This is a genomic window from Clostridium minihomine (genome assembly GCF_900240385.1).
GTDB lineage: Bacteria > Bacillota > Clostridia > Oscillospirales > Acutalibacteraceae > Faecalispora > Faecalispora minihomine.
This window is the reverse complement of the sequence record NZ_OEQH01000003.1, coordinates 326,411-352,124: the sequence shown is the minus strand read 5'-3', so window position 1 is coordinate 352,124 and position 25,714 is coordinate 326,411. Positions and strand designations below refer to the sequence as shown.

At 48.1% G+C, this 25,714-nt stretch carries 30 protein-coding genes; 1 reads left to right on the top strand and 29 read right to left on the bottom strand.

From position 1 onward, the window contains the following. Positions 1-16: 16 nt before the first annotated feature. The 21 genes from C1A02_RS08645 to C1A02_RS08545 form a co-directional block, all read right to left on the bottom strand. Positions 17-751, bottom strand: a complete 735-nt coding sequence (locus C1A02_RS08645; RefSeq protein WP_101697807.1) for a Stp1/IreP family PP2C-type Ser/Thr phosphatase — start codon at positions 749-751, stop codon at positions 17-19. Further along, positions 748-1,791 carry a dual-specificity RNA methyltransferase RlmN gene (gene rlmN, locus C1A02_RS08640; protein WP_101697806.1) on the bottom strand — a complete coding sequence of 348 codons (1,044 nt, stop codon included), beginning with the start codon at positions 1,789-1,791 and terminating at the stop codon, positions 748-750. Before rlmN ends, C1A02_RS08645 begins: the two co-directional genes overlap by 4 nt. A gap of 4 nt (positions 1,792-1,795) precedes the next feature. Next, positions 1,796-3,139 carry a 16S rRNA (cytosine(967)-C(5))-methyltransferase RsmB gene (gene rsmB, locus C1A02_RS08635; RefSeq protein WP_101697805.1) on the bottom strand — a complete coding sequence of 448 codons (1,344 nt, stop codon included), beginning with the start codon at positions 3,137-3,139 and terminating at the stop codon, positions 1,796-1,798. A 6-nt stretch (positions 3,140-3,145) separates the two neighbouring features. After that, positions 3,146-3,844 carry a zinc metallopeptidase gene (locus tag C1A02_RS08630; RefSeq protein ID WP_101697804.1) on the bottom strand — a complete coding sequence of 233 codons (699 nt, stop codon included), beginning with the start codon at positions 3,842-3,844 and terminating at the stop codon, positions 3,146-3,148. 12 nt (positions 3,845-3,856) lie between these two features. After that, the gene (fmt, locus tag C1A02_RS08625) at positions 3,857-4,783 is read right to left on the bottom strand and encodes a methionyl-tRNA formyltransferase (RefSeq protein ID WP_101697803.1); all 927 of its coding nucleotides are present in this window, start codon (positions 4,781-4,783) and stop codon (positions 3,857-3,859) included. 18 nt (positions 4,784-4,801) lie between these two features. Beyond that, positions 4,802-5,275: a peptide deformylase gene (gene def, locus C1A02_RS08620; protein WP_101697802.1), complete on the bottom strand. Its 474-nt coding sequence runs from the start codon at positions 5,273-5,275 to the stop codon at positions 4,802-4,804. Between the two features lie 25 nt (positions 5,276-5,300). Further along, the gene (priA, locus tag C1A02_RS08615; RefSeq protein ID WP_101697801.1) at positions 5,301-7,739 is read right to left on the bottom strand and encodes a replication restart helicase PriA; all 2,439 of its coding nucleotides are present in this window, start codon (positions 7,737-7,739) and stop codon (positions 5,301-5,303) included. Between the two features lie 21 nt (positions 7,740-7,760). After that, entirely contained in the window at positions 7,761-7,988 is a 228-nt protein-coding gene (locus C1A02_RS08610) for a DNA-directed RNA polymerase subunit omega (protein ID WP_101697800.1), read from the bottom strand. Beyond that, positions 7,969-8,595: a guanylate kinase gene (gmk, locus tag C1A02_RS08605; RefSeq protein ID WP_101697799.1), complete on the bottom strand. Its 627-nt coding sequence runs from the start codon at positions 8,593-8,595 to the stop codon at positions 7,969-7,971. The genes C1A02_RS08610 and gmk overlap by 20 nt, the downstream gene beginning before the upstream one ends. Continuing rightward, on the bottom strand, positions 8,582-8,857 hold the full coding sequence (remA, locus tag C1A02_RS08600; protein ID WP_101697798.1) for an extracellular matrix/biofilm regulator RemA: 276 nt from the start codon (positions 8,855-8,857) through the stop codon (positions 8,582-8,584). Before remA ends, gmk begins: the two co-directional genes overlap by 14 nt. A 23-nt stretch (positions 8,858-8,880) precedes the next feature. Continuing rightward, a complete protein-coding gene (locus C1A02_RS08595; protein WP_101697797.1) occupies positions 8,881-9,759 on the bottom strand; it encodes a YicC/YloC family endoribonuclease in 879 nt (292 codons plus the stop codon). A gap of 360 nt (positions 9,760-10,119) precedes the next feature. After that, positions 10,120-11,520 carry an oxaloacetate decarboxylase subunit alpha gene (locus C1A02_RS08590; RefSeq protein ID WP_101697796.1) on the bottom strand — a complete coding sequence of 467 codons (1,401 nt, stop codon included), beginning with the start codon at positions 11,518-11,520 and terminating at the stop codon, positions 10,120-10,122. Positions 11,521-11,535: 15 nt separating this feature from the next. Beyond that, positions 11,536-11,946, bottom strand: a complete 411-nt coding sequence (locus C1A02_RS08585; protein ID WP_101697795.1) for a biotin/lipoyl-containing protein — start codon at positions 11,944-11,946, stop codon at positions 11,536-11,538. A gap of 52 nt (positions 11,947-11,998) precedes the next feature. Next, positions 11,999-13,357 carry a carboxyl transferase domain-containing protein gene (locus C1A02_RS08580; RefSeq protein WP_164997177.1) on the bottom strand — a complete coding sequence of 453 codons (1,359 nt, stop codon included), beginning with the start codon at positions 13,355-13,357 and terminating at the stop codon, positions 11,999-12,001. Positions 13,358-13,691: 334 nt separating this feature from the next. Further along, on the bottom strand, positions 13,692-14,507 hold the full coding sequence (locus C1A02_RS08575) for a pseudouridine synthase (protein ID WP_243577967.1): 816 nt from the start codon (positions 14,505-14,507) through the stop codon (positions 13,692-13,694). Between the two features lie 30 nt (positions 14,508-14,537). Continuing rightward, entirely contained in the window at positions 14,538-15,701 is a 1,164-nt protein-coding gene (locus C1A02_RS08570) for a D-alanyl-D-alanine carboxypeptidase family protein (protein WP_101697793.1), read from the bottom strand. Positions 15,702-15,879: 178 nt separating this feature from the next. Beyond that, a complete protein-coding gene (ytfJ, locus tag C1A02_RS08565) occupies positions 15,880-16,308 on the bottom strand; it encodes a GerW family sporulation protein (RefSeq protein WP_101697792.1) in 429 nt (142 codons plus the stop codon). 29 nt (positions 16,309-16,337) lie between these two features. Continuing rightward, positions 16,338-16,985: a DUF2953 domain-containing protein gene (locus tag C1A02_RS08560; protein WP_101697791.1), complete on the bottom strand. Its 648-nt coding sequence runs from the start codon at positions 16,983-16,985 to the stop codon at positions 16,338-16,340. Positions 16,986-17,003: 18 nt separating this feature from the next. Further along, positions 17,004-17,582, bottom strand: coding sequence for an SMC-Scp complex subunit ScpB (gene scpB / locus C1A02_RS08555; RefSeq protein WP_101697790.1), 579 nt, complete (start codon positions 17,580-17,582; stop codon positions 17,004-17,006). Further along, entirely contained in the window at positions 17,573-18,292 is a 720-nt protein-coding gene (locus C1A02_RS08550) for a segregation and condensation protein A (RefSeq protein WP_101697789.1), read from the bottom strand. Before C1A02_RS08550 ends, scpB begins: the two co-directional genes overlap by 10 nt. 3 nt (positions 18,293-18,295) lie before the next feature. Continuing rightward, positions 18,296-18,997: a site-2 protease family protein gene (locus C1A02_RS08545; protein ID WP_101697788.1), complete on the bottom strand. Its 702-nt coding sequence runs from the start codon at positions 18,995-18,997 to the stop codon at positions 18,296-18,298. A gap of 280 nt (positions 18,998-19,277) precedes the next feature. On the opposite strand from C1A02_RS08545, the gene rpmB reads away from it, so the two are divergent. Continuing rightward, the gene (rpmB, locus tag C1A02_RS08540) at positions 19,278-19,466 is read left to right on the top strand and encodes a 50S ribosomal protein L28 (protein ID WP_101697787.1); all 189 of its coding nucleotides are present in this window, start codon (positions 19,278-19,280) and stop codon (positions 19,464-19,466) included. A gap of 147 nt (positions 19,467-19,613) precedes the next feature. Here rpmB and plsY read toward each other — a convergent pair whose 3' ends face one another. The 8 genes from plsY to C1A02_RS08500 all read right to left on the bottom strand — a co-directional run bounded on the left by plsY (position 19,614) and on the right by C1A02_RS08500 (position 25,612). Beyond that, positions 19,614-20,330, bottom strand: coding sequence for a glycerol-3-phosphate 1-O-acyltransferase PlsY (gene plsY, locus C1A02_RS08535; protein WP_101697786.1), 717 nt, complete (start codon positions 20,328-20,330; stop codon positions 19,614-19,616). A 15-nt stretch (positions 20,331-20,345) separates the two neighbouring features. Beyond that, positions 20,346-21,668, bottom strand: a complete 1,323-nt coding sequence (der, locus tag C1A02_RS08530; protein ID WP_101697785.1) for a ribosome biogenesis GTPase Der — start codon at positions 21,666-21,668, stop codon at positions 20,346-20,348. Positions 21,669-21,816: 148 nt separating this feature from the next. Further along, positions 21,817-21,999 carry a DUF512 domain-containing protein gene (locus C1A02_RS13930; RefSeq protein ID WP_101697784.1) on the bottom strand — a complete coding sequence of 61 codons (183 nt, stop codon included), beginning with the start codon at positions 21,997-21,999 and terminating at the stop codon, positions 21,817-21,819. A 167-nt stretch (positions 22,000-22,166) separates the two neighbouring features. Next, positions 22,167-22,349, bottom strand: a complete 183-nt coding sequence (gene rpmF, locus C1A02_RS08520) for a 50S ribosomal protein L32 (RefSeq protein ID WP_101697783.1) — start codon at positions 22,347-22,349, stop codon at positions 22,167-22,169. 26 nt (positions 22,350-22,375) lie between these two features. Continuing rightward, a complete protein-coding gene (locus C1A02_RS08515; RefSeq protein WP_101697782.1) occupies positions 22,376-22,870 on the bottom strand; it encodes a YceD family protein in 495 nt (164 codons plus the stop codon). 63 nt (positions 22,871-22,933) lie between these two features. Next, on the bottom strand, positions 22,934-23,677 hold the full coding sequence (locus C1A02_RS08510) for a F420-0--gamma-glutamyl ligase (RefSeq protein WP_101697781.1): 744 nt from the start codon (positions 23,675-23,677) through the stop codon (positions 22,934-22,936). Between the two features lie 107 nt (positions 23,678-23,784). Beyond that, positions 23,785-24,201 carry a hypothetical protein gene (locus tag C1A02_RS08505; RefSeq protein ID WP_101697780.1) on the bottom strand — a complete coding sequence of 139 codons (417 nt, stop codon included), beginning with the start codon at positions 24,199-24,201 and terminating at the stop codon, positions 23,785-23,787. 70 nt (positions 24,202-24,271) lie between these two features. Beyond that, complete coding sequence (locus tag C1A02_RS08500; protein WP_101697779.1) at positions 24,272-25,612, bottom strand: glucose-6-phosphate isomerase; 1,341 nt, start codon at positions 25,610-25,612, stop codon at positions 24,272-24,274. Positions 25,613-25,714: the final 102 nt, after the last annotated feature.

The window sequence follows — 25,714 nt, the reverse complement described above, 5'->3', positions numbered from 1 at the left end:
CACTCCAATCACATGGTCAGTTTTCGATCACGACAACTGTAATATTGTCACCGCCGCCCGCATGGTTTGCAGATTCGATCAGCTGCTCGCAAAAGCTTTCTGCATCCAGCTCTAGCGACAGCTGAGAAATCTGTTCGGTTCCAACATAATTCGACAAGCCGTCCGTACAGATCAAAAGCCTTGCCCGCTCAGGGAACGGCTCCTGAATATAATCCACTTCCACCGCCGGCTGAACCCCCAGCGCTCTTGTGATGATATTCTTCTGCGGATGGGTTTGTGCCTCCTGTTCTGTCAGATCCCCTTTATCTACCAACTCCTGCACCATAGAATGATCTACTGTGATCTGGCGGATATCACCGTCCGGCAACAGCAGATAAGCGCGGCTGTCACCGGCGTGAACCACCGAAACAAACTGCTGACAAACCACCGCCAAAACAACTGTGGTTCCCATCCCCCGAAGCTCTTCTTTTTCCCTGGCAAGGCGATATACTGCCTGATTTGCCTCTTGAACTGCCTGAGCCATCCATTCCTTGCGCTCAGTATCATCGCCGACCGAATCCAAAAGATCCGCTGTCATTTTGGCGGCTATCGTCTGCACCGCAAGGCTGCTGGCGATATTTCCCCCAGCTGCACCGCCCATTCCATCACAGACTACCGCCCACGCCCGGTCCTGAGCAAAAAGTTCCCCGGCACAAGCATCCTGATTTGATTGTCTTACCTGCCCAATGTCGGTTTTACTAAATAGTTTCAAAGACCGGTCACCTCCTCTTGCTGCCTGCGGCGAAGCTGCCCACAGGAAGCATTGATATCTGAACCAAGCGTTCTTCTCACCGTGGCCGTCAGACCATTTTTCTCTAGAATTCGAATAAATGCCTGCTGCCTTTCCACGGATGCACTGTGATATCCTGTTCCCGTCACCTGATTAACAGGAATTAAATTGATATGAGAAAGTGTGCCCCGCAGCTTTCTGCCCAATTCTCTGGCACAGGCATCGCTGTCGTTAACCCCGGATATCATGGCATATTCAAACGATATGCGCCGGTGCGTTACCTCAGAATAGTACCGGCAAGCTTTTAACAGCTCATCCACGCCCCATTTGTGGTTCACCGGCATGGTTTGCGATCGAATTTGGTCGTTTGGCGCATGCAGCGAAACCGATAAGGTCAGCTGCAGCTTGCGGTCGGCCAAATCATAAATTTTGTCTACCACACCGCAGGTGGAAAGGGAAATGTGCCGCATACCAATATTAAGACCGCGCTCTGAAGAAACCAGTTCTAAAAAGCGCAGGACATTTTCATAGTTATCCAGCGGTTCGCCCATGCCCATCAGCACAATATTAGAAATGCGAACCCCTGCATCCTGCTGCGCCGCCTGAACCTGAGCCAACATTTCTGCCGGCGTCAAGTTACGAGAAAACCCGCCTTGCCCGGTGGCACAGAAAGTACACCCCATTTTACACCCTACCTGAGTTGAAATACAAATCGTATATCCATGGCGGTATTGCATCAAAACGCTTTCCACCATTTCGCCGTCTGCAAAACGGAACAGGTATTTAATGGTATTATCATAATTAGAAATAAGTTTTTTTTCAATAGTTGCTACAGAGATGTAATACTTTTCGGCTAGCAAACCCCGGGTTTGTTTGGATTGATCCGTCATTTGCTCAAAGCTGTGAACCCCGCGGTGCAGCCACTGATAGACCTGCCGTGCCCGAAAAGCCGGCATTCCCTGTTCTTTAAAATCTCGAAGAATTTCTTCTTCCGTCATTGAATTCATTTCTTTTTGTGCCATATCCTTACTCCCGTCGGCGGCGGAAGGCCGCGATAAAAAAGCCATCCGTGCCGTGAACCGGCGGCAATAGTGTCATTTGATATTCCGGTTCCGGCACCACCCGCCGAATGTTATTCGGCAAGTGAAGCGGCTCCGGAACAAACTCCGGATGCTCTTTTAAAAACCGTGCCGCTACCTCTCCGTTTTCCCTCGGATTCAGCGTACAGGTTGAATAAACCAACAGCCCGTCCGGCTCTGTCAGAGCAGAGGATCTACAGAGTATAAGGTACTGCAAATCCGGGAGGCTGTCAAGAGAAGCCTGAGGCTTATAGCGGATTTCAGGCTTTCTGCGAATGATCCCCAAACCGGAACAAGGGGCGTCGCAAAGGACTTTTTGCCCCGGTGCCAAAGCGTCTTTTGGGGCAGCGGCATCACGAACAGCCGCCTGGATAATGGAAAGGCCCAGGCGTTCCGCCCCCTGGCGAATCAGTCCGGCTTTTCCCTTATATTTGTCAAAGGCCAAAAGCTCGCCCTTGTTTTCCATTCGCTGAGCCATGGTAAAAGATTTTCCCCCGGGAGCTGCACACACATCCAGCACCCGTTCGCCGGGCTGAGGATTCACCAAGGCACAGCAAAGCTGCGACGAAAGATCTTGAATGTGAAACAGCCCCTGTTGAAAGCTTTCTAAAGAGGCAACGGCTCCGGTATCTTCCAGTTCCAAAGAATCAGAAACCAATGTAACGGCTTTAGCCTTTACACCTTCCTGCTCCAATACCGGAATCAAATCTTCTAAAGAGATTTTAGCCGTATTTACCCTTGCGTATACCGGCGGCTTCGAGAATAAGCTTTCTAAAAGAGAGAAACAAAGTTCTTCTCCATAAGAGTCCGACCAAAGCTGAATCAGCCATTCCGGGCAGGAATAGCGCACAGAAAGGGCTTTTCGCGGGTGTTTTGCCGCATCGGGAAGAATCAAAGGATTTTCCGCGCGCAAAATAGAGCGAAGAACGCCGTTAATAAAGCCCGAAGCCTTTACAGCACCATTTTCTTTTGCCGCGTTTACTGCTTCGTTCACTGCCGCCGATGTTGGTATTTTTTCCATATAAAGAATTTGGTATACCGCAATTCGCAAAATCTCTCGTACCACAGGCTGAAGGGGTTGGCCGGAATTTCGGCAAAAGCTTTGAATGATATAATCCAAAGTAATGCGGCGTTCCAGCACCCCATAAAAAAGCGCTGTGGCCAAAGCGGCGTCACGGCTTTCCAGCTGGAATCGCCGTAATGTTTTGTCAATGACTATATTCGAATATCCTTCGTTTTCATCCACATGAAGCAGCGCCTGCAAGGCTGCTGTTCTGGCGTTTGGTGTCATTCGCGTTTATCTCCTTCGGTTTCCCATAATCGCCAGCAGACGCAACAGGGATAGAATCGCGGCAAATGCAGCGGCAACATAAGTCAGCGCGGCAGCCCTGAGGACTTTGGATGCTCCCCGAAGTTCCTCTTCTGTCAGCATTCCGGAACGATCCAGCGCACTGATTGCCCTGGCACTGGCGTTAAGCTCCACCGGCAGAGTTAAAATAGAAAACACAACTGCCATAGAGTACATCGCAATGCCGGCGTAAATGATAAATTCATACTGCACCGGCATAAACATCCCAACAACAACCAGCGGGATTCCCATGCGGGAAGAAAAATTCACGACCGGGACCATGAATGTCCGCACTTTTACCGGAAAATATCCCCGGTCATATTGAACGGCGTGTCCTGCTTCGTGTGCTGCCACCCCCACCGCGGCAATGCTGGCATTGTCATAAACCGGCTCGCTCAGGCTGATGCTGTTGTTTCTGGGGTCATAATGGTCTGTCAATTGCCCGCCGATGGGCTGAATGGGAACATCTGTAATGTCATGAAAGCGCAAAACCTGGCGGGCTGCCTCTGCTCCCGTCAGGTTTCGCCGATTTGGAATTTTAGAATATTTGCGAAATGCAGACTGAACCCGAAGCTGAGCCACCATCGAAATGATCAGCGCCGGCACAATATAAATAAAATAAGTGTGATCATAGAAAAAATATTCCATGGTATCCCTCCGTTATTCTCCCAATTTGGTATCCGGTAACGCCGGATGGCCTCTTAGAAAATCGGAACCGTTCATTCTTTTTCCGCCCTCATATTGAACCGTAACCAGCCGAAGCACTGTATTGCCGCTGCAGGAAACCAGAAAATCTTTTCCCCCGAGCACTTGCCCGGGTGCGCCCGGTGCATCCGGCAGAACCTCTGTCTGATGAATTTTAAGCCGTTTTCCCAAGTATTGGGAAGAAGCTGTTGGCCAGGGAGAAAGCCCCCGAACCAAATTATGAATTTCTTGGGCAGAGCAGTTCCAATCAATTTGTGACAATTCCCGGCTGAGCATGGATGCATAGCTTGATTTGCTTTCTTCCTGCGGGATACGAGTCAAAGTCCCCGCCGAAAGTCCCTGAATCGTGTCTACCAATACTTGCGCACCCAAAATGCAAAGGCGGTCAAATAGTTCGCCAGAAGTTTCATTTTCGCCAATTGCTGTTTCTGCCGTCAGCAGAATATCACCAGTGTCCAGTCCTTCATCCATATACATGGTGGTAACCCCGGTAACGGGTTCTCCGTTAATCACCGCCCACTGAATGGGGGCCGCACCCCGATACTTGGGGAGCAAAGAGCCGTGAACATTGATACAGCCATAAGGCGGAAGTGTCAGAACAGCTTTGGGGAGCAGCTTGCCGTAAGCCACCACCACAATAGCCTCTGGCTGTAAAGAAGCAACCAATTCCTGTGCTTCCGGTGTGCGAAGGGTATCCGGCTGATAAACGGGAAGTCCCCGTTTTAACGCCAGTTCTTTTACCGGAGGAGGAGTCAGGGTGTATCCCCGGCCCTTTGGCTTATCGGGCTGAGTGAAAACGCCGCAAATCTGATGCCCCGCATCCAGCAAAGCCTGAAGACACGGAACGGCAAAATCCGGTGTTCCCATAAAAACAATCCGCATATGATTTTCCTCCCGTAATCAGTCCTCTAATTCATCCTCAGACAGCATGCGGCTGACACGCTGTTTGAATACCACCCCGTTCAGGTGATCGATCTCGTGGCAAAACGCTCGGGCTAAAAATTCCTCTCCCTCAAGCTCAAAGAACTTACCCTGGCGATCCTGAGCACGAACCTTTACCCGCATGGGGCGCTTTACCAATCCATACTGGCCGGGAAACGACAGGCAACCTTCTGCACCGTCTTGTTCCCCATCACTCTCAAGGATTTCCGGGTTCACCAGTTCCAAAATACTTTCGTCCTCTATATTCACCACCACAACTATACGCCGCAGGATTCCCACCTGAGGCGCCGCTAAACCGGCTCCGTTTGCAGCGGTGACGGTTTCTCTCATATCATCTAATAGCATTGCCAGCTTCTCATCAAATTTTTCCACAGGACGGGATACTTTTAATAGAACCGGGTCGCCATCCTTCACAATATTGCGAATCGCCATTGCTCATTCCTCCATTCATAAGTATTCATAAAGTGGACGCCGGATTGCTGTCCACAAAAGCCGTTATCTGCGTATAACGCCGATCGGCAGAGAATTCCGTCAAAAGCCGTGAAAGCATCGTTCGGAACCGTCTGTCGTTCCTGCACTTTATCATCAGCTTATAGCGGTATTTATTGCTTACCTTAGTGACAAGCGCCGGGGAAGGATCCAGCACCCGAAGGGGCAGATCCGGATATTCCCGGCTGGCCAGTTTGCGAAGCAAATCCATAAAGAACAGGCTGGCCTGACACACCCTATCTTCATTCTGCCCAACAAAACCCACCATAACAAAATCCGCGAAAGGCGGATACAGCATTGCACGCCGAAAAGCAATTTCTTCTTTATAGAAGGTGCCGTAATCCTGAGCCGCAGCCAACTGGATCACCCGGTTTTCCGGCGTAAAGGTTTGAATGACAGCCTGCCCGGCAAACGAACCGCGCCCCGAACGGCCAACCACTTGGGTTAACAGGTCAAAAGAGCGTTCCGAACACCGAAAGTCATCCCCATAAAGAGACTGATCTGCCGACAGAACCCCCACCAAAGTAACATTGGCAAAATCAAGGCCTTTGGCTACCATTTGGGTTCCTATGATCATATCATATTCGCCTTTTTCAAACCGTTCAAGCTTTTTTTCATAAGAAAAACGGCCCATGGTGGTGTCCGTATCCAAACGAAGAATTCGTGCCTCAGCGAATAACTGTGCCAGCTGCTCTTCTGCCCGCTGGGTTCCCGCCCCGGAAAAATGCACCGCGTCTTCTTTACAGGAAGGGCAGCACTTGGAAGCCGGAATGGAATATCCACAGTAATGGCACATCAAACGGTGATTTGCCGCGTGATAAGTCAAAGAGATACTGCAATTGGGGCAGCTGACCACTTCGGAGCAAGCTTTGCAGGAGGCAAAGGTATGATAGCCACGGCGATTCAAAAGTAAAATCGCCTGTTCCCCTTTTTCGATGGTGCGGGTTAATGCATCCCGAAGGGTTTGGCTAAAAGCAGAAGTGTTTCCCGCCAAAACCTCTTGGTTCATGTCCACCACCGTAACCTTCGGCAGTTGAGCCGGACCAAAACGGCTGGGCAGCGGATGCAGCGAATATCTTCCCTTTTGGGCAAAAAAAGTGCTTTCCACAGATGGAGTAGCCGAACAAAGAAGAAGAAGCCCTTTCTGGTAAGCACATCGAAACTTGGCCACTTCCCGAGCGTGGTAACGGGGTGCCGATTCCGATTTATAGGTGGCTTCCTGCTCTTCGTCCATTACGATTAGCCCCAGATTTTCAAAGGGTGCAAACACCGCAGATCGAGTTCCCACCACAATCATGGCCTGTCCAGTTTTGACCCGCTTCCATTCATCCAGCCGTTCCCCCAAAGACAGGCCGCTGTGAAATACCGCTACTTTGGAGCCGTATCTTTGATGAAATAAAGACACGGTTTGAGGCGTCAGTGAAATTTCGGGTACCATCACAATTACACCGCGCCCATCCGCAATCACATCTTCAATCAAGCGTAGAAACACCTGGGTTTTTCCGCTGCCGGTTACTCCGTATAACAGCGATACCGCGCCGCCGGCCCGATATTGCTTCAGCAGGCCTTCATAGGCCTCTTGCTGCTCTTGCGACAAACAAATATCCGGCACAGATTCCTGTGCTTGAGCCAGCTGATACGGATTGCGATATCGTTCCTCTTCATAATATATGGCAAGGCCTTTTTTGACCAAAGCATCCGTAACAGAAGACGTAACCCCTGCAAAATAACAAAGTTCCTTCACAGAAACAGAGCCAATAGTGAAAAGTAACCGGAATACCTCCCGTTGCTTTGGGGAAAGGGTATCCGGCGCATCTTCGGTTGTAAGGCGCACCATCTTCCGCATCGCATCACCGATGCGGCGTGTGGCTGCGCTGTCTTTTTTTAGAATTCCCACAGAACAAAGCTTTTCTAAAACGGAACGCCCCGATTGTGGCCCCAACATTTGCAGCAATTCTTCTTCCGCAGCGGGTTTTTGCTCTAGTCGAGAAAGCAACAGCCACTCAGATTCTGAAAAATCTTGTTCCCCCCATTCCGCTTTGGGAATGGCCAACATGTATTGGGTGGAAATTTTATAATTAATCCCCGCAGGCAACAAAAGTTTGGCGGCATCAAATAACGTGCAAAAATATCGATCTTTTAACCAGGGGACCAAAAGCAGCTGCTCAGCAGAAAGCAAAGGTGCTTCGTCCAGCACAACTGCAATGGGCTTTAAAGATTCCACTTGCTGACATGGCTGCACAGAAAGCACAATCCCCTGCCGCTTTCGATTTCCGTTTCCAAAAGGAACCAAAACCCGGCATCCGGCCAAAACAGCCATTCCCGGCGGAACCAGATAAGTAAAATCCTTATCAAAATGATACGCCGTATTTTCCACTGCCACATTCGCTGTGGTCATCTGCTCCATGGATTCTCCTCACCCGCTGGATTATCGTTCCCCAAAATATTCCTGACCGGGTTCCTGCTCGGGGAGTATCACTTTATATTTGTGCTGGATAAAATCCCGTACCGCCAGATCCACCGGCTTTTCAATCAGGATTTCCCCCGCCTTTTCTGCCTCGTCTGCGATTTCTCTGGCGCGTTTGGCAACAGCCACCACAATGGAATACTGGCTCAGGTTCGGAGTGGAAAAAGCCTCAGGAGATGGTCTTAGCATAATTCAGCATCCTTTCAATATTAGAATCGGCACGGTGAAAACGAAGTTTTTCTGCACAAAGAATCGCACGAATTTGCTCCACCGCATGTTCTACCGTATCATTCACAATTAAATAATCATAATTTCGTGCCTGCTGAATTTCGTCGCAGGCCGCCGTCAGGCGTTTTTCTATCACATCTTCGCTGTCTGAAGCCCTGTCCCGCAGGCGGGATTCTAAAACTTCCAGCGAAGGCGGCAGCAAAAACACACTGACACAGTCCGGATTTTTTTCTTTGATCTGGGCGCCGCCCTGTACCTCGATTTCTAGAATGACATCATATCCTTTTCCCTGCCATTCCTGAATGGGACCCAAAGGAGTACCATAATAGTTGCCGCAATATTCGGCATGCTCCAGCACTTCGCCATTCTCGATCATTGTCTGAAATTGTTCACGGGTTACATAATAATAATCCCGTCCATCCTGTTCGCCGGGGCGCGGGGAACGGGTTGTAGCCGAAACAGACAGCTTGACACTGTCCTCCTGAGCAAGCAATGCCCGAAGCACCGTATCTTTTCCAACACCCGAAGGCCCCGAAAACACCACCATTAATCCTTTAGTCATTCTCATCCAGCTCCTCATCAGCCATGTCTTCATCCCGGTCATTGAGCCGGTTTGCAACCGTTTCGGGTTGAACCGCCGACAAGATAACGTGGTCGCTATCTGTTACAATGACTGCCCGGGTGCGCCGGCCATAAGTCGCGTCAATTAAAGTGCCCCGTTCTTTGGCGTCCTGTATAATGCGCTTAATCGGCGCTGACTCGGGACTGACAATAGCCACCAGGCGATTGGCAGACACCATATTGCCAAAACCAATGTTAATAAGCCTCATGCTGTGTTTCCTCCTAAGAATGACTATTCGATATTTTGAATCTGTTCTCTGATTTTTTCAATTTCCGCTTTCATATCAACCACCATATAGGCAATCTGAGAATCAGACGCCTTGGAACCGATGGTATTGGTTTCCCGGTTCATTTCCTGCACGAGAAAATCCAGCTTTCTGCCAATCGCTTCAGAGGATTCCAGCATTAAATTCAATTGATCAAAATGACTGCGCAGACGGACGGTTTCTTCTGCCACAGCAATTTTATCTGCAAAAATTGCAGCTTCGGTCAGCACCCGCTGCTCTTCAATGTTGCTGTCATGCAGCAAATCCAGAAGACGCGTCAGCAGCTTTTGCTGGTATTCCTGCACCGTAACAGGGGATCGTTCTTCCACCGCATCCACCAAGGAAATGATTGTCCCGGCTCTGCGGGCGATATCTGCCTTCAAACGGCTGCCTTCCAGCTCGCGCATTTGCAGCAGCTGTTCCATCGCCTGCTCTGCAATTTGAGACACGCTTGCCCAAATTTGGTCTTCATCTTCTGGTGTGCGGTGCACCGTGAAAATGTCACTGTACCGGGAAAGGCCCATTACGGTAATGTCGTCTTTCAGCCCATAAGTATCCCGCAGTTCTTTTAAAGCATTTAAATAACCCGCAGCCACAGAATGATTGACAAGAACCTGTGCATCTGCATCCTGCAACGTTTCAATGGAAACAAACACATCTACTTTTCCCCGGGAGATTCTTTTTTGCAAATAAGACTTTAATTTTTCATCCAAAAAAGAGTAACCCCGTGTGACTTTTGAGTTGAATTCAAAATACCGATGGTTCACCGATTTGATTTCGACTATGATGTATCGCCCATCCAGGGTCCCTTCCGCCCGGCCATACCCCGTCATACTTTTTATCATGGCGTATCATCCCAACGTTAGTAAGATTACGAAAGCTCGCGCTTTCAAAATATTATCACTTCATTTTACCAGTTTTATTACACAATTGCAACCTTCACCGCTTTTTCCTTCAAAGAAAAAGCACAGCAAAGGAATAACAGTCCCAAGCCTGACACAGGCCTTGGGACTGTTATTACAAACGATAGAAACACCGAACTTGAAAATACTTTGTACCTTCAAAACAGGCAGTGCCTGTTCATACCCCAAAAGGATACGGTTTGTGCCTTTAGAATGCCTTTGCAATCACTCTGCAAAGCAATTGCCACACACTATGGCTATAAACCCCCGGGTCATCAGGATTCCCCGGAAATTCGGCGGCTATCAAACAGGATGAACCTGTTTTTCCTCATTGGCGTACTGGCTGTTGATGCCGTACTTCGCGTCACGGCGCCTTTTGAAGAAATCCTCTGCTACTTTGGGGAACTGGGCATAGGACAAAACGTCCTCTTCCTGCTCCGTCCATTGAGCCGCTTCTTTGCGCAGAGTTTCCAGCTCCGGCTCCAGCAAATCAGCGGGGCGGCAATCAATTACTTCTGTGTCGCCAATAATCTTTTTGCGGAAAGCAGGATCAATCGGCATCGGCGTTTTTCCGTACTTTCCGGCTACCATATCCTTAAATTCCTTGGTGCACATTTTATAACGCTCGCCGGTAATCACGTTGAACACCGCCTGAGTACCCACAATCTGAGAAGTGGGTGTTACCAAAGGCGGGTAACCGGAATCCTGACGAACACGCGGAATTTCGGCCATAACTTCTTCCAGCTGGTCAGCTTTTCCGGCCTGTTTCAGCTGAGAAAGCAGGTTAGACAACATGCCGCCGGGAACCTGATACAAAAGCGCCTTGGTGTTGGTAGCAAGCATCTGGGGATCCAAAAGTCCGTTTGCAATATATTTCTCCCGAAGGGTCATGAAATATTCACGGATTTCGTTGAGCAGAACCAGATCCAGCCCGGTGTCATACTCTGTTCCCTGGAACGCCGCCACAATGGACTCTGTGGGTGCATGAGACGTGCCCAGAGCCAGCGGGGACATCGCGGTGTCCACAAAATCGACGCCCGCTTCCACACCTTTGATAGCACACATGGACGCAAGGCCAGAAGTATAGTGGGTATGCAGCTGAATCGGCAGATCAACAGCAGATTTCAACGCCTTTACCAGTTCCTCTGTTTTGTAAGGAGTCAAAAGAGCAGCCATATCCTTAATGCAGATAGAGTCGGCTCCGGCTTCCTGAATACGCTTTGCATAATCTACAAAATATTCATTGGTAAAGACAGGCCCGGTGGTATAAGAGATACCCACCTGAGCATGAGCGCCTTCTTTTTTGGCCGCCTTGATGGCACGCTCCAAATTGCGAAGGTCGTTCAGCGCGTCAAAAATACGGATGATATCAATGCCATTTGCCACGGTGCGCTGCACAAAATAGTCCAGAACATCATCGGCATAGTGGCGGTAACCCAGCATATTCTGGCCGCGGAACAGCATTTGCAGTTTAGTGTTCGGGCACAAACGGCGAATGGTGCGCAGTCTGTCCCAGGGATCTTCGTTCAAAAAGCGCAGGCAAGAGTCAAAAGTGGCTCCGCCCCAGCACTCTAAGGAATGAAAACCGACCTGATCCATCTTGGGCAGGATCGGGATCATATCTTCAATGGGCATTCTGGTGGCAATCAGCGACTGATGGGCGTCACGCAGAACGGTTTCGGTAATTCCAATTTTTTTAACCATGATTCTCCGCCTCCCTTACTGGAAGGATACGAGGGGAGTTCCCGGATTCACGGCTTCCCCTTTCGCAACGTGAATTCCTGCGATAACGCCATCCTGAGGCGACATAATCTCGTTTTCCATCTTCATTGCTTCCAGAATCAAAAGCACCTGACCCTTTTTCACAGCCTGACCGACAGTTGCCGAAATGCTGAGAATTGTGCCGGGCATGGGCGCATTTACACTGTTGGCACCGCCAGCGGGAGCAGCGGCTTTCGGAGCTGCAGCTTTCGGTGCAGCCGGAGCCGGAGCAGGAGCCGCAACAGGTGCGGGCGCGGGAGCCGGAGCAGGAGCAGCCACCGGGGCCGGGGCCACAGGCGCGGAAGCGGTAGTTTCTTCTACCTGAACGTTATAAGCAACACCGTTTACGGTGATTTTTAAATTCTTCATTTTCGGTACCCCTTTTCATAAAAATAGGAAATAAAACGTCCTGTTATCTAAATCACACAGGAAGATTGCTGTGCTTTTTCGGCAAAGTGGAAACACGTTTGCCTGCCAGCAATTCCAACTGGGTTATCAGTCTTTCACGAGTTTCACCCGGCAGGATAATATCTTCAATATATCCGTCGGCAGCGGCCGCAAAGGGCGAAGCCTTTGTTGTTTTATAGTCTTCAATCAGCTGTTTGCGATCCTCAATGGGATTTTCAGAGCCAGCCAGTTCGCCGCCGGACTGGAACAGTGCCGCAGCAGCAGGAGAAATCGGAGATACGACTGCGCTGGTCCATGCCAGCGTGACATCTGCATTGGCTCCGCGACCGGCAGTGGCAATGTAAAATGCACCCACAGCCTGACCGGTAATCACGGTAATCTTAATGGTAGTGGCTTCAGAATATGCACCCGACAGCTTTGCGGCCTCTCTTAAAGACGCAAACTTATCGGCATCCACAATGGTAATCAGGGGCAAAGAAAATGCATCGCAGAAGCGCACAAGCCGTGCTGCCTTGTTGCAGCAATAGGAACCCACCACATCACGATAGCCGATAACGCCGACCGAAATGCCATTGATTAAAGCCAACCCGGCAATGGCAGAAGTGCCATATTCCGGACTTACCTCGATAAAGCTTCCCTCATCCACAACAGCCTGAATGACATCGACAACGCCCATGCCTTCTTCCAGTTCTGCGTTTGCACCCGCTTTCAAAACATCCGAATCCGGGGCAAGAGCAAGGTTATTGGAAGGCAGACGCCCCACCAGCAAACGTGCCTTTTGAATGGCGTCTTCTTCGGTTTTCTCCACCAAATGAGCCATGCCCTTCTGGGAGTTGACCTGCGCAGAACCATCTGCATCACCGGTTTCTAAAGTCAGAACCGCGTCTTTTGACATAATCACAAAATCCGCACCCGCTGCGATTAAAGCAGATGTGCCTACACAAGGACCCAACACTACAGAAATTTGAGGAACTACACCAGACAAATTATTGCTTTTCTGCAAAATCTCTCCGTAAGCCGCCAAAAGTTCGGCGCCTTCTGTCAGACGTCCCCCCACGGAATCATAAATCCCCACGATGGGCGTACCGGTTTTCAGAGCTAAATCATACAGCTTTCTGATCTTGTAAGCCTGCACCTTGGACATGGCGCCCCCGTCTACTTCACTGTCCTGAGCGAAAACATATACCGGCATCCCGTCAACATACCCAAAGCCCGTTACAGCCTCCGCTGCATGATCCGCAGACTTGGCATAAGCATCCAATTCCTGAAAGGAGCCTTCATCCACCAAGAGGGAAATGCGCTTGTACACTTTTTTACTCTTGACAGCATCGCGAGAGCTTTGTAGCAATTCTTTATTGCTGACAACACTCATGTTTTTGTTCCTCCATTCCTTTGCAATATATCTGGTTTTCATTTCATCATGATTTTATCATAAAAAAAACGACTTACGATAGAATAAGCCGCCCGCCGCTGATGTGTGGTAAATTCAGCAGAAGCAAAACCAAGAATAAAAATAAATACTTGGTATTATTATACTGTATTCCCATTGGAATAACAAGTGTAATACAGGAAAAAAACGTCGTTTTGACTGGTTAAAAATCTGACAAAAACCAAATTGGATTCGACCAGAAAAGAAAGCCACAGGATCCTGATATATCCTGTGGCAAAACCAAAACCATTTTATCAAAACACTTTAGAATAGCGGTTTAATATCTCTTTTGGGGGGAGCCGCCGCCTTTTCGGGCCGATGCCCGCACAGGGGCTTTTCCCTCTGCTTTGGGTTGTGCGGCAGCTTTGTCTGCTTTGGCTGCAGTCATCAGGCGCTTAACCTCTTCCCCAGTCAGATTTCGCCACTGGCCGGGCTGCAGCATACCCATTCGCACCGGGCCAATGGCAGTCCGCTTTAAGCGTGCAACCTCCAGCCCCAACGCTTCGCACATTTTGCGAATTTCACGGTTACGGCCTTCGTATAATACAATTTCCAGCACAACCCTGCCCGGCTCTTCAGAAATAACATGAACATTGGCAGGCGCTGTTTTTTGGCCATCAATCACAATGCCAACCGCAATTTGGGTCAGTTGATCTTCGGTAACACCGGGGCGCACCGTAACGCGGTATGTTTTTGGAACATGCATAGAAGGGTGCGTCATCGCATTGGCAAAGTCACCGTCATTTGTCATCAGAAGAAGGCCTTCGGATTCCCGGTCCAGCCGGCCCACCGGATAAATTCGCTCGGGCACTTCGCTGACCAGTTCCGCCACACATTTTCGTTCCATTTCATCGCTCATTGTGGTAATAAAACCACGGGGCTTATGCAGCATAACATAAACATTCCGGGTGCGTTTGGTCACATTCCTCCCGTGAACCGTCACTTTATCTTTTTGCGGATCGACCTTATCGCCAATCTTTGCCACCACACCGTTTACCCGCACTGCGCCGGCGGCAATCATTTCTTCTGCTTTTCTGCGGGAGGCGATACCGCTGTCTGCCATCATTTTTTGCAGTCTAACATCTTTTGCCATAGGTTACTTCCTTACTGAATTGCTTCGTTATTATTGAAATAATGCTTTTATTCCATCCCATATCTTTTGCAGCTTCGTTTTGGGCAGCTGAGGACAATCTGCTGCCTGCTGTGCTAAAAGAGGGATTTCCAAAACCGTTTCATTGCCCAAACGGTAACGGGCTGTTCCAACCATTTCTCCGGCTCTTACCGGTGCGTAAACAAAGCGGGGCAGTTCCACCGTCAGCTTAACCTGTTCCGCTTCTTCTTTGGTTAATGAGATTTGCTCCACTGCACCGGGAACAACCGACATTGAGTCTACCATGCCACCCACTACGGGTACTTTCAGGTCAAACAGTGAAGTATCAGGGGTAAAAGGGGATAACAAAGAAAATCCGTAGTCATACAGTTTTTCATGATCATCCCAGTCATTCGGTGCATTCAAAGTTACCGCCACCAACTTTACCCCATTGCGTTCGGCCGCGCTGACCAAGCAGCGCCCTGCCTTTTTGGTAAAGCCGGTTTTGATTCCAATAGAATCTGGGTAAAGGCTTAAAAGCCTGTTATGATTTCCATACCGGATGGTTTGATCCGGATTAATAAATTTTACACTGATCTGTTTTTGAGACACAATCCCTGCAAACTGATTATTGCTAAGAGCTTCTGCCCCCAAAAGCGCCATATCATAAGCAGTGGAATAATGCCCTTCGGCATCCAGGCCAGAGGGGGTGACAAAATTGGTATTCTTCATCCCGATTTCTTTGGCACGGGCATTCATCAGCTTGGCAAATTCCGGTGCGTTACCCGCCACAGCTATGGCGGTGGTGTTCGCCGCGTCGTTGCCTGAAACCATCATCATGCCCGACGCTAAATCGCTGAGCTTTATTTTGTTGCCCGGCATCAATCCCATGGAAGAACCTTCCACCCGAACCATTTCATCGGTAACCGTAACCACCGGATCTTTTACTGCTGCTGTTTCCAAAGCCAACAAAGCCGTCATAATCTTCGTGGTGCTGGCCATAGGCAGTCGTTCCGATTCCTGCTTTGCGAACAGCACTTTTCCGCTATAGGCATCGATCAACACCGCCGAATGAGCAGAAACAACGGGGGTACCGTCTGGTGCCTTCTGATGTTCCTCTGCTGATACCATGGGAACTGCCGACGAAAGAAACAGTATCGAAAGCAGCACTGTCATAATTCTTTTTAACAAACTCATCACCTGCCTGCTAATAGTATGCAGGCAGACGCCAGTTTATTAGAGCGGTTTTTGAAAAGATCAAAATTTTGTCTGTTTCTACCGCAACAAAAAACTTTTATATCAAAATAGCAGAAAATTTAAACGGATAGCAATACATTCTTTTAGAGCATCGTTTTCATTTTTAAAGCGCTACGCCTCAGATTTGCGGATCGTTTAATTTGTCTGATGCACTTTTTTCAGCCGCTTTTTTCGCTTTTCGCTGCCCCATCATATCGTTCACCTTATCAAACACTTCGGGAACCATGCCAATCACCCGATCCACGGAACCATAATAAGGATCCACCTGAATCATACGCACATTTCCGGCGCTAATAGTCAGAAATGCCACCGGCTGAATCGTAATTCCGGCCGCCGCGCCGCCGCCGAATCGATTTTTATCGGAAGAAATTTTCTCAGGCAGATCGGAACCACCCGATCCAAAACCGTAAGATATTTTTGATATTGGAATAATAATTGTTCCGTCCGGCGCTGTAATCGGATCACCGATAATGGAATTTACGTCCACCATCTGCTTGATTTTTTCTAAAGTTGTGTCCATCATTCCTTCAATGGGATGATTGCTCATTTTGATACACCGCTTTCTTTCATATTTCCTTATTTGCTGTTTTCAGTTACAGGCTCTGTTTTTGCATTCTGCTCCATCTTTTGGCGAATGATTCGTTTGACGTACCGAAGCAATGCATAAAGCCCTGCAATTACCAAAAACAACAAACGAACACTCGCATGAAAAAACAGCTTTGCGCTGGATTCTTCGCTTTCAAAATCCGGAGTAACCGATACGTCATAGTGTTTACATTTGCCTATGGTGATAAACGTGCTGGCAATCGGATAAACCAGTGCGCTTACCGCGCCGTATGCCACTGCGGTACACGCTGCGTCTTCCCCCGCAACCAAAGCTTTGATTTTCAGTTCCTTAAGCCGGATGTGTGAAATCAGGCGTTTGGCCGTGCCGCCTGCAATCGAAGTCAGCTCAGCGATAAAATCCAGAAAACCCGAGAATCCTTTTTGCTTTATTATATCCCGAATTCCCTTCTTTTTTTCGTCCGGCTCTTCCTTTTCTTTTCTTTTCGAAGGAACCTTTTCTTCTTTTTCTTCCGGAGGCAGCCGAAATTTAAAAAATAAATACTGAATCTTGCCGCTATACCCGCGCTCACTATCAAAAGACAGGCGAACGGTAACAGGAATTGCCAGAAGGACCGCTATCAGACCCAGTATCCCCAGTAACACAATCAGCCAGATCATCAAGGCGTCCCCCTATCCTCATTTATTTTCTGCCGCTTCTATAGCGAAACCTGCTTCTTCGGTCGTTTCATCCAAATCTTCTTGCTTGCTTTGCGGCAGCGGCGGCAATTCTTTTAGAGAAGAAATCTGTAAGCAGCGCAAAAGATTTTCTGTGGTGCCGTAAAGCAGCGGACGCCCCGGCAAATCCAAACGCCCCTGTTCCTGAAGCAGCCCTTTTTCACACAGGTTCCCAATTACGCCGGAACTGTCTACCCCGCGCACCTGTTCCACAAAAGCCTTGGTCACCGGCTGATGGTAGGCAACCACAGCAAGAACCTCCATAGCTGCCTGAGAAAGAGGTGCGTTTCTTCTTAAATCCAGTGTGCGCCGGATGATTTCTCCATATTCATCCAAAGTACACATTTGATATTGATTTTCCAACTGCACAATCCGAATTCCTTTTACAGATTGATGAAAGGAGTCCATTACACTCTTCATCAGCCTGGCTGTGGTGGGCTTGTCCAGTTCCAAAGCCTCGGCTATCCTGTCCAAAGGAACCGCATCCCCGCTGGAAAACAAAATGGCCTCGATGGCTCCCTGTAATTTTTTTATTTCCATTTGTCAGCACCGCCACTCAGCAATGTTACATCCGCACTCAAGCCCTCGCCGTCCACACGAATCCGGCGGTTTTTTACCAATTCCAAAACTGCTAGAAAAGTTGCCACCATATCAGATTTATGTCGGCTTTCCGTAAGCAGATCAGAAAAAGGAAGCCGCTTTTGATTCCAAAGGCGGCGAAGCACAAAAATGATTCGAGAAGCCACAGATACCGGCTTGCGCGTTACAATTCCTTCAAAAGATTCCGCGGGCGGGGGCAAAAAGCGCCTGCCGCGTCCCGCCGCGCTCAGATACGCCGCCAGAAGTTCCCTGGGGCTGTGTGTGCGGCTGTATATCATATCGGCAGGCAGCTTGACCGGCAGACGAATAAACGAGTCCCAAGTAAAACCCTGGGCCAGCATTTGAGCCGCCTGTTTGCACTGCTGGTATTCCAGCAGCTGTCCAGTGAGTTCCCGGCGAAGCTCCTCTGCTTCCTCGTGCCTTGGAAGCAGAGAAACCGTCTTTAAATAAACTAAACGCGCGGCCATCTCCAAAAACTCACTGGAAATCTCCATATTTTGTTCCTGCATTCGGTTCATCTGCTCCAAATACTGCTCTAACAGTTCTGAGATAGAAATATCACAAATTTCCACCTTGTTTTTGGAAATCAACGTCAGCAGCAAATCCAAGGGGCCGTCAAAAACCGGCAGGTGATATGACAGCTTCTCCATATTTTATGCCATTCCGAACAGGCGGAACGGCAACAGCGCCACCCATTCTACTCCCGACTGAACCACAATACGCATAAAGTTCAGCGGCACATCTAAAACACCCATAAACAGCAGTAAAATCAGAATCATCATAATGGTTCTTTGATTCTGGTAATACCGGTATAAGGCACGATCTGACAAGAAGGCTCCCACAATTCTGGAACCATCCAAAGGGGGCAGCGGAATCAGGTTAAAAACTGCCAGCATGACATTAATTGCAATATAATACTGAAAAAACACCACAATTCCAATGGCAATCGAATAAGGAACACCACTGGAAAACACATAGAATAAATTCAGCAGAAGTGCCCCCACCAGTGCTGCCAACACATTGGAAATCGGCCCGGCCGCCGCCGTAATGGCCATATCTCTTTTGGGATTTTTAAAATTGCGGGGTTCAACAGGCACCGGTCTGGCCCAGCCGAAACCAAACAATAAAATCGCCAAAGAACCCAGGGGATCGATGCTTGCCAAGGGGTTAATGGTCAAACGGCCCTGATACAGTGCAGTGTTATCCCCCAGTTTTTTTGCTGTCCAGGCATGAGCCAATTCATGAAGCGGCAAAACACAGAAAATAATGACTAATACAGCCAAAATCTGCATAATAACGCTGGTCATATCAATTGCTTCGCCTTTAAAAATGGATTGTATCACTTGATAAAGCATTTGTACCGCCTTTCGCATCAGGCTCAGCAACAACCGCAGCCTGTGTCTAAAAGTGTATGTTTAGTTAGCATTATAATACGTTTTCCAATAAAAGACAAGAGATTGTTCCGGTGTGTTCTGATGCCCATAGTATGTTCTATTTTCTGAAAAAGAGCACGATTTGGTTGATTTTTGCAATTCCTGGGGAAATGAAAGAAAAAAAGCTTGCTTTTCGCTTGTATATTTGCTAGAATATCATACGTAAGTTTATTAACAGCCCTTTAAAAGGAGGTGCAGACACATGGCGAAGTGTGAGGTTTGTGGCAAGGATATTGCTTTCGGTATAAAAGTTTCTCATTCTCACAAACGTGCGAACAGAACTTGGAAACCCAATGTGAAACGCGTTAAAGCAGTGGTAAACGGCAGTCCCAAGCGTATTCACGCCTGCACCCGTTGTTTACGTTCCAATAAAGTAACCCGTGCGGTCTAAATTAACGTAAAACCGGAAAGTCTAGAGGAGCCTTTTTTTGCAGGTTCCTTTTTTCTTTACCCTAAATCATTACAAATGATATAAAACACCCTTTTCCGCATCCATCGGTGCGGAAAAGGGTGTTTTATATAGAGCCCCAACTGAAGCTTATTGAGAATTTCCGTTATGTTTTCGAAAACTGACTTTCTTTTCTGTCCCATTCAGAATCCGTTTGATATTGCCCCTATGTTTGATAATGACAATACTGCCGATAATCAGGGACGAAATCGTAGCTACATAAATATAAGAGATTGGTACCGCCGCATTGGAGTGGTAATCATAGAAAAAAGTGATGGCGAACGTGGCAAAAGGATAAACTAAAGCCCCACACACCGATCCCAAAGAAATCATCTTCGAAAAAACCACCGCAATGATAAATACTGCCCAAACAATCAAAGAAACACGCCAATCAATGATCATAATCATCGCAATGGAGGTAACAACTCCTTTGCCGCCCCGAAACCCAAAATAGGCCGGAAAAATATGACCTAAGATACAGGCGATCCCGGCGATATAAGCCCCTGACTGCTCAATGACTTGGGGCAGCACCCAGGGAACCAGAAAAAAGTAACTGAAAATTGCACGGCCCGCCAAAACAGCCAATACACATTTTAAAAAGTCGAATACAAAGGTCAGTGCTGCCGGCAGCCTGCCCACAGAACGCAGCACATTGGTTGCCCCGGCATTTCCGCTGCCCATCTGACGAATGTCCGTAGGATGACCAAACAGACGGGTGATGATAATGGATGCATTAATGCTGCCAAGCAGATAGGCAGAAAGCACCGTGAGGAATACCGCTAAGAACATATTTTGTACATACTCCAAATGAGATCCCCCTCCTTATTTGTCCCCGTGCTCCCGGACAATCATCCGAATCGGGGTGCCCTCCAAGCCGAAGGTTTCCCTAATTCGATTCTCCAGATAGCGCTGGTATGAAAAATGAAACAACTCCGCGGAATTGACAAAACAAACAAAGGTTGGCGGCTTCACAGAAGCCTGGGTCATATAGAATATTTTCAGGCGTTTGCCCTTATCGGTTGGCGGCTGAACGCGAGCAGTGGCCTGCGCCAAAATATCATTCAGCACACCGGTGGTAATGCGCAAAGTATTCATGCTGGCCACATGTTTAATCAGTTCAAACAAGCGGTCTACCCTTTGCCCTGTTTTAGCCGAAATAAAAAGAATCGGCGCATAGGACATAAAGGAAAAATCCTGCTCCAGCTGTTTGCGGTATTCGTTCATGGTATAACCGTCTTTTTCCACCGCATCCCATTTATTAACGGCAATGACACACCCCTTGCCTGCTTCATGGGCACGGCCGGCCACTTTAGAGTCCTGCTCGGTAAAGCCTACGGTAGCATCAATCATGATAACACAGACGTCAGAACGCTCAATGGCCATTTCTGCACGCAGAATACTGTAACGCTCAATCGCGTCCTCCACTTTGTTCTGGCGGCGAATTCCGGCAGTATCGATTAAAATAAAGGATCCCGCTTTGTTTTCAATCTTGGTATCAATGGCATCCCGTGTGGTGCCCGCAATGTCAGACACAATGCTGCGGTTTTCTCCCGACACAAAATTGATCAAAGAAGATTTGCCCACATTGGGTTTGCCGATAATAGCAACCCGGATCACTTCCCCCTCGTCATCCTCACCGGTTTCTTCCGGGAAATATTCCGTCACACGATCCAATAAATCTCCGGTTCCATGTCCGTGAACAGAAGAAACTGCCACCGGATCTCCCAGACCCAGATTGTAAAATTCATAAAATTCTGCCGGGGGCTCACCAATTTGGTCACACTTATTTACACACAGAATAACAGGCCGGCCGCTTTTTTGCAGCATAGCGGCGATCTCTGCGTCTGTGGCAACCACACCGGTGCGCAAATCCGTCACCAGAATAATCACATCGGCAGAATCAATGGCCAACTGAGCCTGTGCCCGCATTTGAGATAAAATAATATCCTTGGATTCCGGTTCAATACCACCGGTGTCCACAAGAGAAAATTTATGCCTGCCCCACTCGCAGTCGCCAAAGATTCGATCTCTGGTAACCCCGGGGGTATCTTCCACTATGGAAAGGCGCTGTCCTATCAGCTTATTGAACAAAGTGGATTTCCCCACATTTGGCCTTCCGACAACCGCCACAATTGGTTTTAACAAATTATACTTCCTCCTACCGCTGCGCTGAGCAGCTCGTATCCATCATCCTTTACCGGAATGACGGGTATCTGCAACGCTTCACTTCATTCTTCTAACGAAATATCATCAAAAAAATATCGCCCTCCCGGCGCAGCATCACTGCAAGGATTCACAGCACATTGCTTAAACCCCGGCCCCTCAGCTGACGGATAATATCTCCTTTAATCACAAGCCCCGCCACTGTGCTATTGTGTCCAAAAAAACCATTCTTGATCACTATCGCATTACACGTTAAATTATGGCATTTAATTGACAGTTCGTCAAGTAATCCTTTCAGAAAAACATCAGGCACCGTACTGTCTGGTTTGTTCCGCCAACCGGATGGTGGCTGTCAGATACACACTTTTTGCCACAAAGATAACGGATATTATTTCATAAAATAAAAAGTAAAAACATTCCATGGAAGCAAAAACAGAGAAGGATCTCTCCTTCTCTGTTTTTGCGAAAATAAAAAAGAAATCATGCTTCCATTTTCAAAACTTCTCTGCCGTTGTAATGACCACAACTTCCGCAGACTCTATGAGGTGTTTTATACTCCCCACACTTCGGACATCTTGCCAGAGCGGGAGCACTTAATTTCCAAACATTGGAACGTCTTTTGTTCTTTCTCGCACTGGACAATTTTCTCTTTGGTACCGCCATTGTCAGCACCTCCTTATATCATAAGATTAATCTATCAATTGTTTCAGAACCGCCAAACGAGGATCAGTCTGCCGGGAAACACATTGGCACAGCCCTTGGTTCAAGTTTTGACCGCACTGTGGGCAAAGCCCTTTGCAATCCGGCCTGCATAAAAACTTGGTGGGCAGTTCCAGCAAAATGTCCTCCCGCAAAAGCTCATCCAAATCCAGACGGTCATTCTCCACCACAATGTACAAATCATTATCTTCATCATTCAGGGAAGACACCAGAATATGATGAAATTTAAAATCGTAATGGGTGCTAAGGTCCGCAGTACAGCGGTCACAGGGGATTTGAAAATCAAAAGATACCCCGGCATCCAGCTTTGCAGCGCCCGCATGACTCCGAACATTGCCTGTTACCGCCACGGGAGATAGAAACGGACAAACGCCGTTGATGGTGGTGGAGGCTAGGGACATCTCGTACGAAAACGGCAAGATTTCCCCGTCGTTTAACATGATCTTTTTCAATTCAAGAATCATAAAATTACCTCGACACTACAATATGCTATTATATCGACTTGCTTCTGGTTTGTCAACAAGAATTCAAGACAAATCTGCTTTTTTTATCAAAATAAGCGGGGTCAATTCATCCGATTGACCGGCAGGGTTGTCCTTTATCATGGCAATCAAATCCTCATCCGGAACTTCGGCTAAAGAATCAGATTTCCCAAAGAGAACAACGCTCAAATCATTTGCGTCCACCAAAAGGCAGTCGATGCCTAACTGTTCCTTAATATCATTGCAAACCTTAACCGGCTCTTTGGGATTCAGCAGAGCCAAATCATGGTACACATCAAAAGAAGACCCCATGTAAAACCCGTCAATTCCATCGATGCCGTGACCCGCCACCTTATAGAAAACTCCGCGTATTCCAAACAGCTTTGTCACTGCGGAACAAAAGCAGGCCAAAAGGATTCTGGGAAGCCCCGCCAGATTAATGGCAAGCTGAAGCTTGTATGGCTCGTCCATAGCAATGCCGTGATTGTTGGAGGAGGCGAATTTGGATAAAAAGCGTGCCCAAAAGCCCACTTTCACATCTTTTTTCTCCACGACATTGTTCTGGCACATAGAAATAACTTTTTCGCTCAGGGATAAAATATCCCCGGGCTGGTACAAAGGCAGAACATATTTTTCCACCAGTTCCACATAGGACTCCCCGCGCTGAACAAAATGAGTTTGAATTGCGCACCGATGATACTCCTGGCCGCCTACCACGATGGGCTCCCGCACAAAATAAGTGAGCCCGCTTTCTTCACGCTTGGTTTCCGGCAGATTTCGAAATGACATACAGATGATCTCCTTGCTGTCTTTTTGCACAAAAGCGCTGCCGGCAGCGGAACACTGCCAGCAGCCTTAGCGAAAACAATGCTTACGTAACAAAACTAAAAATCGGTTTAGATCTCTGCGATCTCAGCCTTCAGGCCCTCAGGCAGTTCTTTTTTATCCATAGAAACGGAAAGAAGAATTTTGGTATTGGCCAGTTCAGATAAAGCGTTTGCTTTCTCAACAAAAGAAGCAAGAACCGCCGGATCCTGACCGATGATTTTCAAAGTAGAGTCAATAAACAGGTCGGTCACATCATAGTTGCCTGCACAGATTCCGCTGATAAAGCCATACAGGCCGTCCAGCCCCTGCACCCCATAAGCATCAATGTCAACCAGTCTGGCGCGGTGAGAAATGTCATAAGTCAATTTCAAGCCTTTTTCGATCACCACCACGTTGCCATCCGATTTCTGCACAGCGGCATTTGCCATTTCAATCAGCTTTTTTGTCTTTCCGGAACCTTTTTTACCAATAATAAGAGTGACCATATCAAAACTCCTCCTGCTATTTTTAGTATTTCCGCAAAATGCGGATTTCAATCCTGAAATAGAGATTCTTTTAGTGCCTGAGCCTTGCTTCCAAAGCCGCTTTTTCGGCCTCATAACCAGGCTTGCCCAACAGGGCGAACATATTCTTTTTGTAGCTTTCCACACCGGGCTGATCAAAGGGGTTGACCCCCAGCAGATAGCCGGAAATCGCACAGGCCTTTTCAAAGAAATAAATCAGCTGGCCCAAGGATTTTTCAGAAAAATCCGAAACGCGCAGCACCAAATTGGGCACACCGCCGTCCACATGGGCCAAAACGGTTCCCTCAAAGGCTTTTTCATTGATATATGCCATGGATTTTCCCTGTAAAAAATTCAGGCCGTCCACATCCTGCGGGTCTTTTTGCAGAACGATCTCCTGCTTGACACGCTCGAACAGTACCACCGTTTCAAATAGAAACCGCCGTCCATCCTGAATATATTGACCCATAGAATGTAAATCGGTCGAAAAAATAACGGAAGCCGGGAACAGGCCTTTTTGATCCTTTCCTTCGCTTTCGCCATAAAGCTGCTTCCACCATTCGCACATCATGGTAAAAGAAGGTTCATAACTGGCCAGCACTTCGGTCGTTTTGCCCTTCCTGTAAAGCAGATTGCGAATGGCTGCGTATTGATAACAATCATTTTCTTTTAAATTAGGATTGCAATATTCCTCACGTGCCTGTAAAGCGCCTTGCATCAGCTGGTTTAAGTCTGCCCCGCTGACCGCAATTGGCAAAAGCCCCACGGCCGTCAGCACAGAATAGCGTCCGCCCACATCGTCGGGAACCACAAAGGTTTCATACCCCTCTGTGTCCGCCAGCTGCTTCAGGGTACCGCGCGCACGATCGGTTGTGCAATAAATCCGCTCGCGGGCACCTTCTTTTCCATACTTCTTTTCCAAAAGTTCGCGGAAAACCCGGAACGCAATGGCCGGTTCCGTAGTGGTTCCGGATTTGGAAATCATATTGATGGAAACCTCTTTCCCCTCACAAATAGAAAGAAGCTCCGCCAAAGCACTGGAACTGATGCTGTTGCCGGCAAAATAAATATCCGGCGTATCTTTTTTCATGGAATTATAGTACGGGGACTTTAAAAATTCAATAGCGGCGCGCGCACCCAAATAAGAGCCGCCGATACCAATGACCACAAAAACCTGGCTGTCAGACCGGATTTTTGCCGCCGCTTTCTGAATCCTTGAAAATTCATCCTTGTCATACTCCTGGGGCAAATCCAACCAACCAAGGAACTCACTCCCGGGGCCACTTTTGGAATGAAGCAGCTCGTGAGCCTGTTTGACTTGGGGTTCGATTGCCAAAAGCTCGCCTGAATTCATGAAACCGGACAGATGCTGTGCGTCAAGCTTCACAGACATGAATTTTAACCTCCTGTCATTTTCTGAATCCTTTTGTTTATTTTACAATATCTTAGCATTATTTGCAAGGCGGCTATCACAAGATTTTAGGAATATTTGGTA

Excerpts from the sequence above, each read along its gene's own strand:
- rlmN (WP_101697806.1), bottom strand. The coding sequence starts at position 1,791 with ATGGCACAAAAAGAAATGAATTCAATGACGGAAGAAGAAATTCTTCGA.
- rsmB (WP_101697805.1), bottom strand. The coding sequence starts at position 3,139 with ATGACACCAAACGCCAGAACAGCAGCCTTGCAGGCGCTGCTTCATGTG.
- C1A02_RS08630 (WP_101697804.1), bottom strand. The coding sequence starts at position 3,844 with ATGGAATATTTTTTCTATGATCACACTTATTTTATTTATATTGTGCCG.
- fmt (WP_101697803.1), bottom strand. The coding sequence starts at position 4,783 with ATGCGGATTGTTTTTATGGGAACACCGGATTTTGCCGTTCCGTGTCTT.
- def (WP_101697802.1), bottom strand. The coding sequence starts at position 5,275 with ATGGCGATTCGCAATATTGTGAAGGATGGCGACCCGGTTCTATTAAAA.
- priA (WP_101697801.1), bottom strand. The coding sequence starts at position 7,739 with ATGGAGCAGATGACCACAGCGAATGTGGCAGTGGAAAATACGGCGTAT.
- C1A02_RS08610 (WP_101697800.1), bottom strand. The coding sequence starts at position 7,988 with ATGCTAAGACCATCTCCTGAGGCTTTTTCCACTCCGAACCTGAGCCAG.
- gmk (WP_101697799.1), bottom strand. The coding sequence starts at position 8,595 with ATGAGAATGACTAAAGGATTAATGGTGGTGTTTTCGGGGCCTTCGGGT.
- remA (WP_101697798.1), bottom strand. The coding sequence starts at position 8,857 with ATGAGGCTTATTAACATTGGTTTTGGCAATATGGTGTCTGCCAATCGC.
- C1A02_RS08595 (WP_101697797.1), bottom strand. The coding sequence starts at position 9,759 with ATGATAAAAAGTATGACGGGGTATGGCCGGGCGGAAGGGACCCTGGAT.
- C1A02_RS08590 (WP_101697796.1), bottom strand. The coding sequence starts at position 11,520 with ATGGTTAAAAAAATTGGAATTACCGAAACCGTTCTGCGTGACGCCCAT.
- C1A02_RS08585 (WP_101697795.1), bottom strand. The coding sequence starts at position 11,946 with ATGAAGAATTTAAAAATCACCGTAAACGGTGTTGCTTATAACGTTCAG.
- C1A02_RS08580 (WP_164997177.1), bottom strand. The coding sequence starts at position 13,357 with ATGAGTGTTGTCAGCAATAAAGAATTGCTACAAAGCTCTCGCGATGCT.
- C1A02_RS08575 (WP_243577967.1), bottom strand. The coding sequence starts at position 14,507 with ATGGCAAAAGATGTTAGACTGCAAAAAATGATGGCAGACAGCGGTATC.
- C1A02_RS08570 (WP_101697793.1), bottom strand. The coding sequence starts at position 15,701 with ATGAGTTTGTTAAAAAGAATTATGACAGTGCTGCTTTCGATACTGTTT.
- ytfJ (WP_101697792.1), bottom strand. The coding sequence starts at position 16,308 with ATGAGCAATCATCCCATTGAAGGAATGATGGACACAACTTTAGAAAAA.
- C1A02_RS08560 (WP_101697791.1), bottom strand. The coding sequence starts at position 16,985 with ATGATCTGGCTGATTGTGTTACTGGGGATACTGGGTCTGATAGCGGTC.
- scpB (WP_101697790.1), bottom strand. The coding sequence starts at position 17,582 with ATGGAAATAAAAAAATTACAGGGAGCCATCGAGGCCATTTTGTTTTCC.
- C1A02_RS08550 (WP_101697789.1), bottom strand. The coding sequence starts at position 18,292 with ATGGAGAAGCTGTCATATCACCTGCCGGTTTTTGACGGCCCCTTGGAT.
- C1A02_RS08545 (WP_101697788.1), bottom strand. The coding sequence starts at position 18,997 with ATGCTTTATCAAGTGATACAATCCATTTTTAAAGGCGAAGCAATTGAT.
- rpmB (WP_101697787.1), top strand. The coding sequence starts at position 19,278 with ATGGCGAAGTGTGAGGTTTGTGGCAAGGATATTGCTTTCGGTATAAAA.
- rpmF (WP_101697783.1), bottom strand. The coding sequence starts at position 22,349 with ATGGCGGTACCAAAGAGAAAATTGTCCAGTGCGAGAAAGAACAAAAGA.
- C1A02_RS08515 (WP_101697782.1), bottom strand. The coding sequence starts at position 22,870 with ATGATTCTTGAATTGAAAAAGATCATGTTAAACGACGGGGAAATCTTG.
- C1A02_RS08510 (WP_101697781.1), bottom strand. The coding sequence starts at position 23,677 with ATGTCATTTCGAAATCTGCCGGAAACCAAGCGTGAAGAAAGCGGGCTC.
- C1A02_RS08505 (WP_101697780.1), bottom strand. The coding sequence starts at position 24,201 with ATGGTCACTCTTATTATTGGTAAAAAAGGTTCCGGAAAGACAAAAAAG.
- C1A02_RS08500 (WP_101697779.1), bottom strand. The coding sequence starts at position 25,612 with ATGTCTGTGAAGCTTGACGCACAGCATCTGTCCGGTTTCATGAATTCA.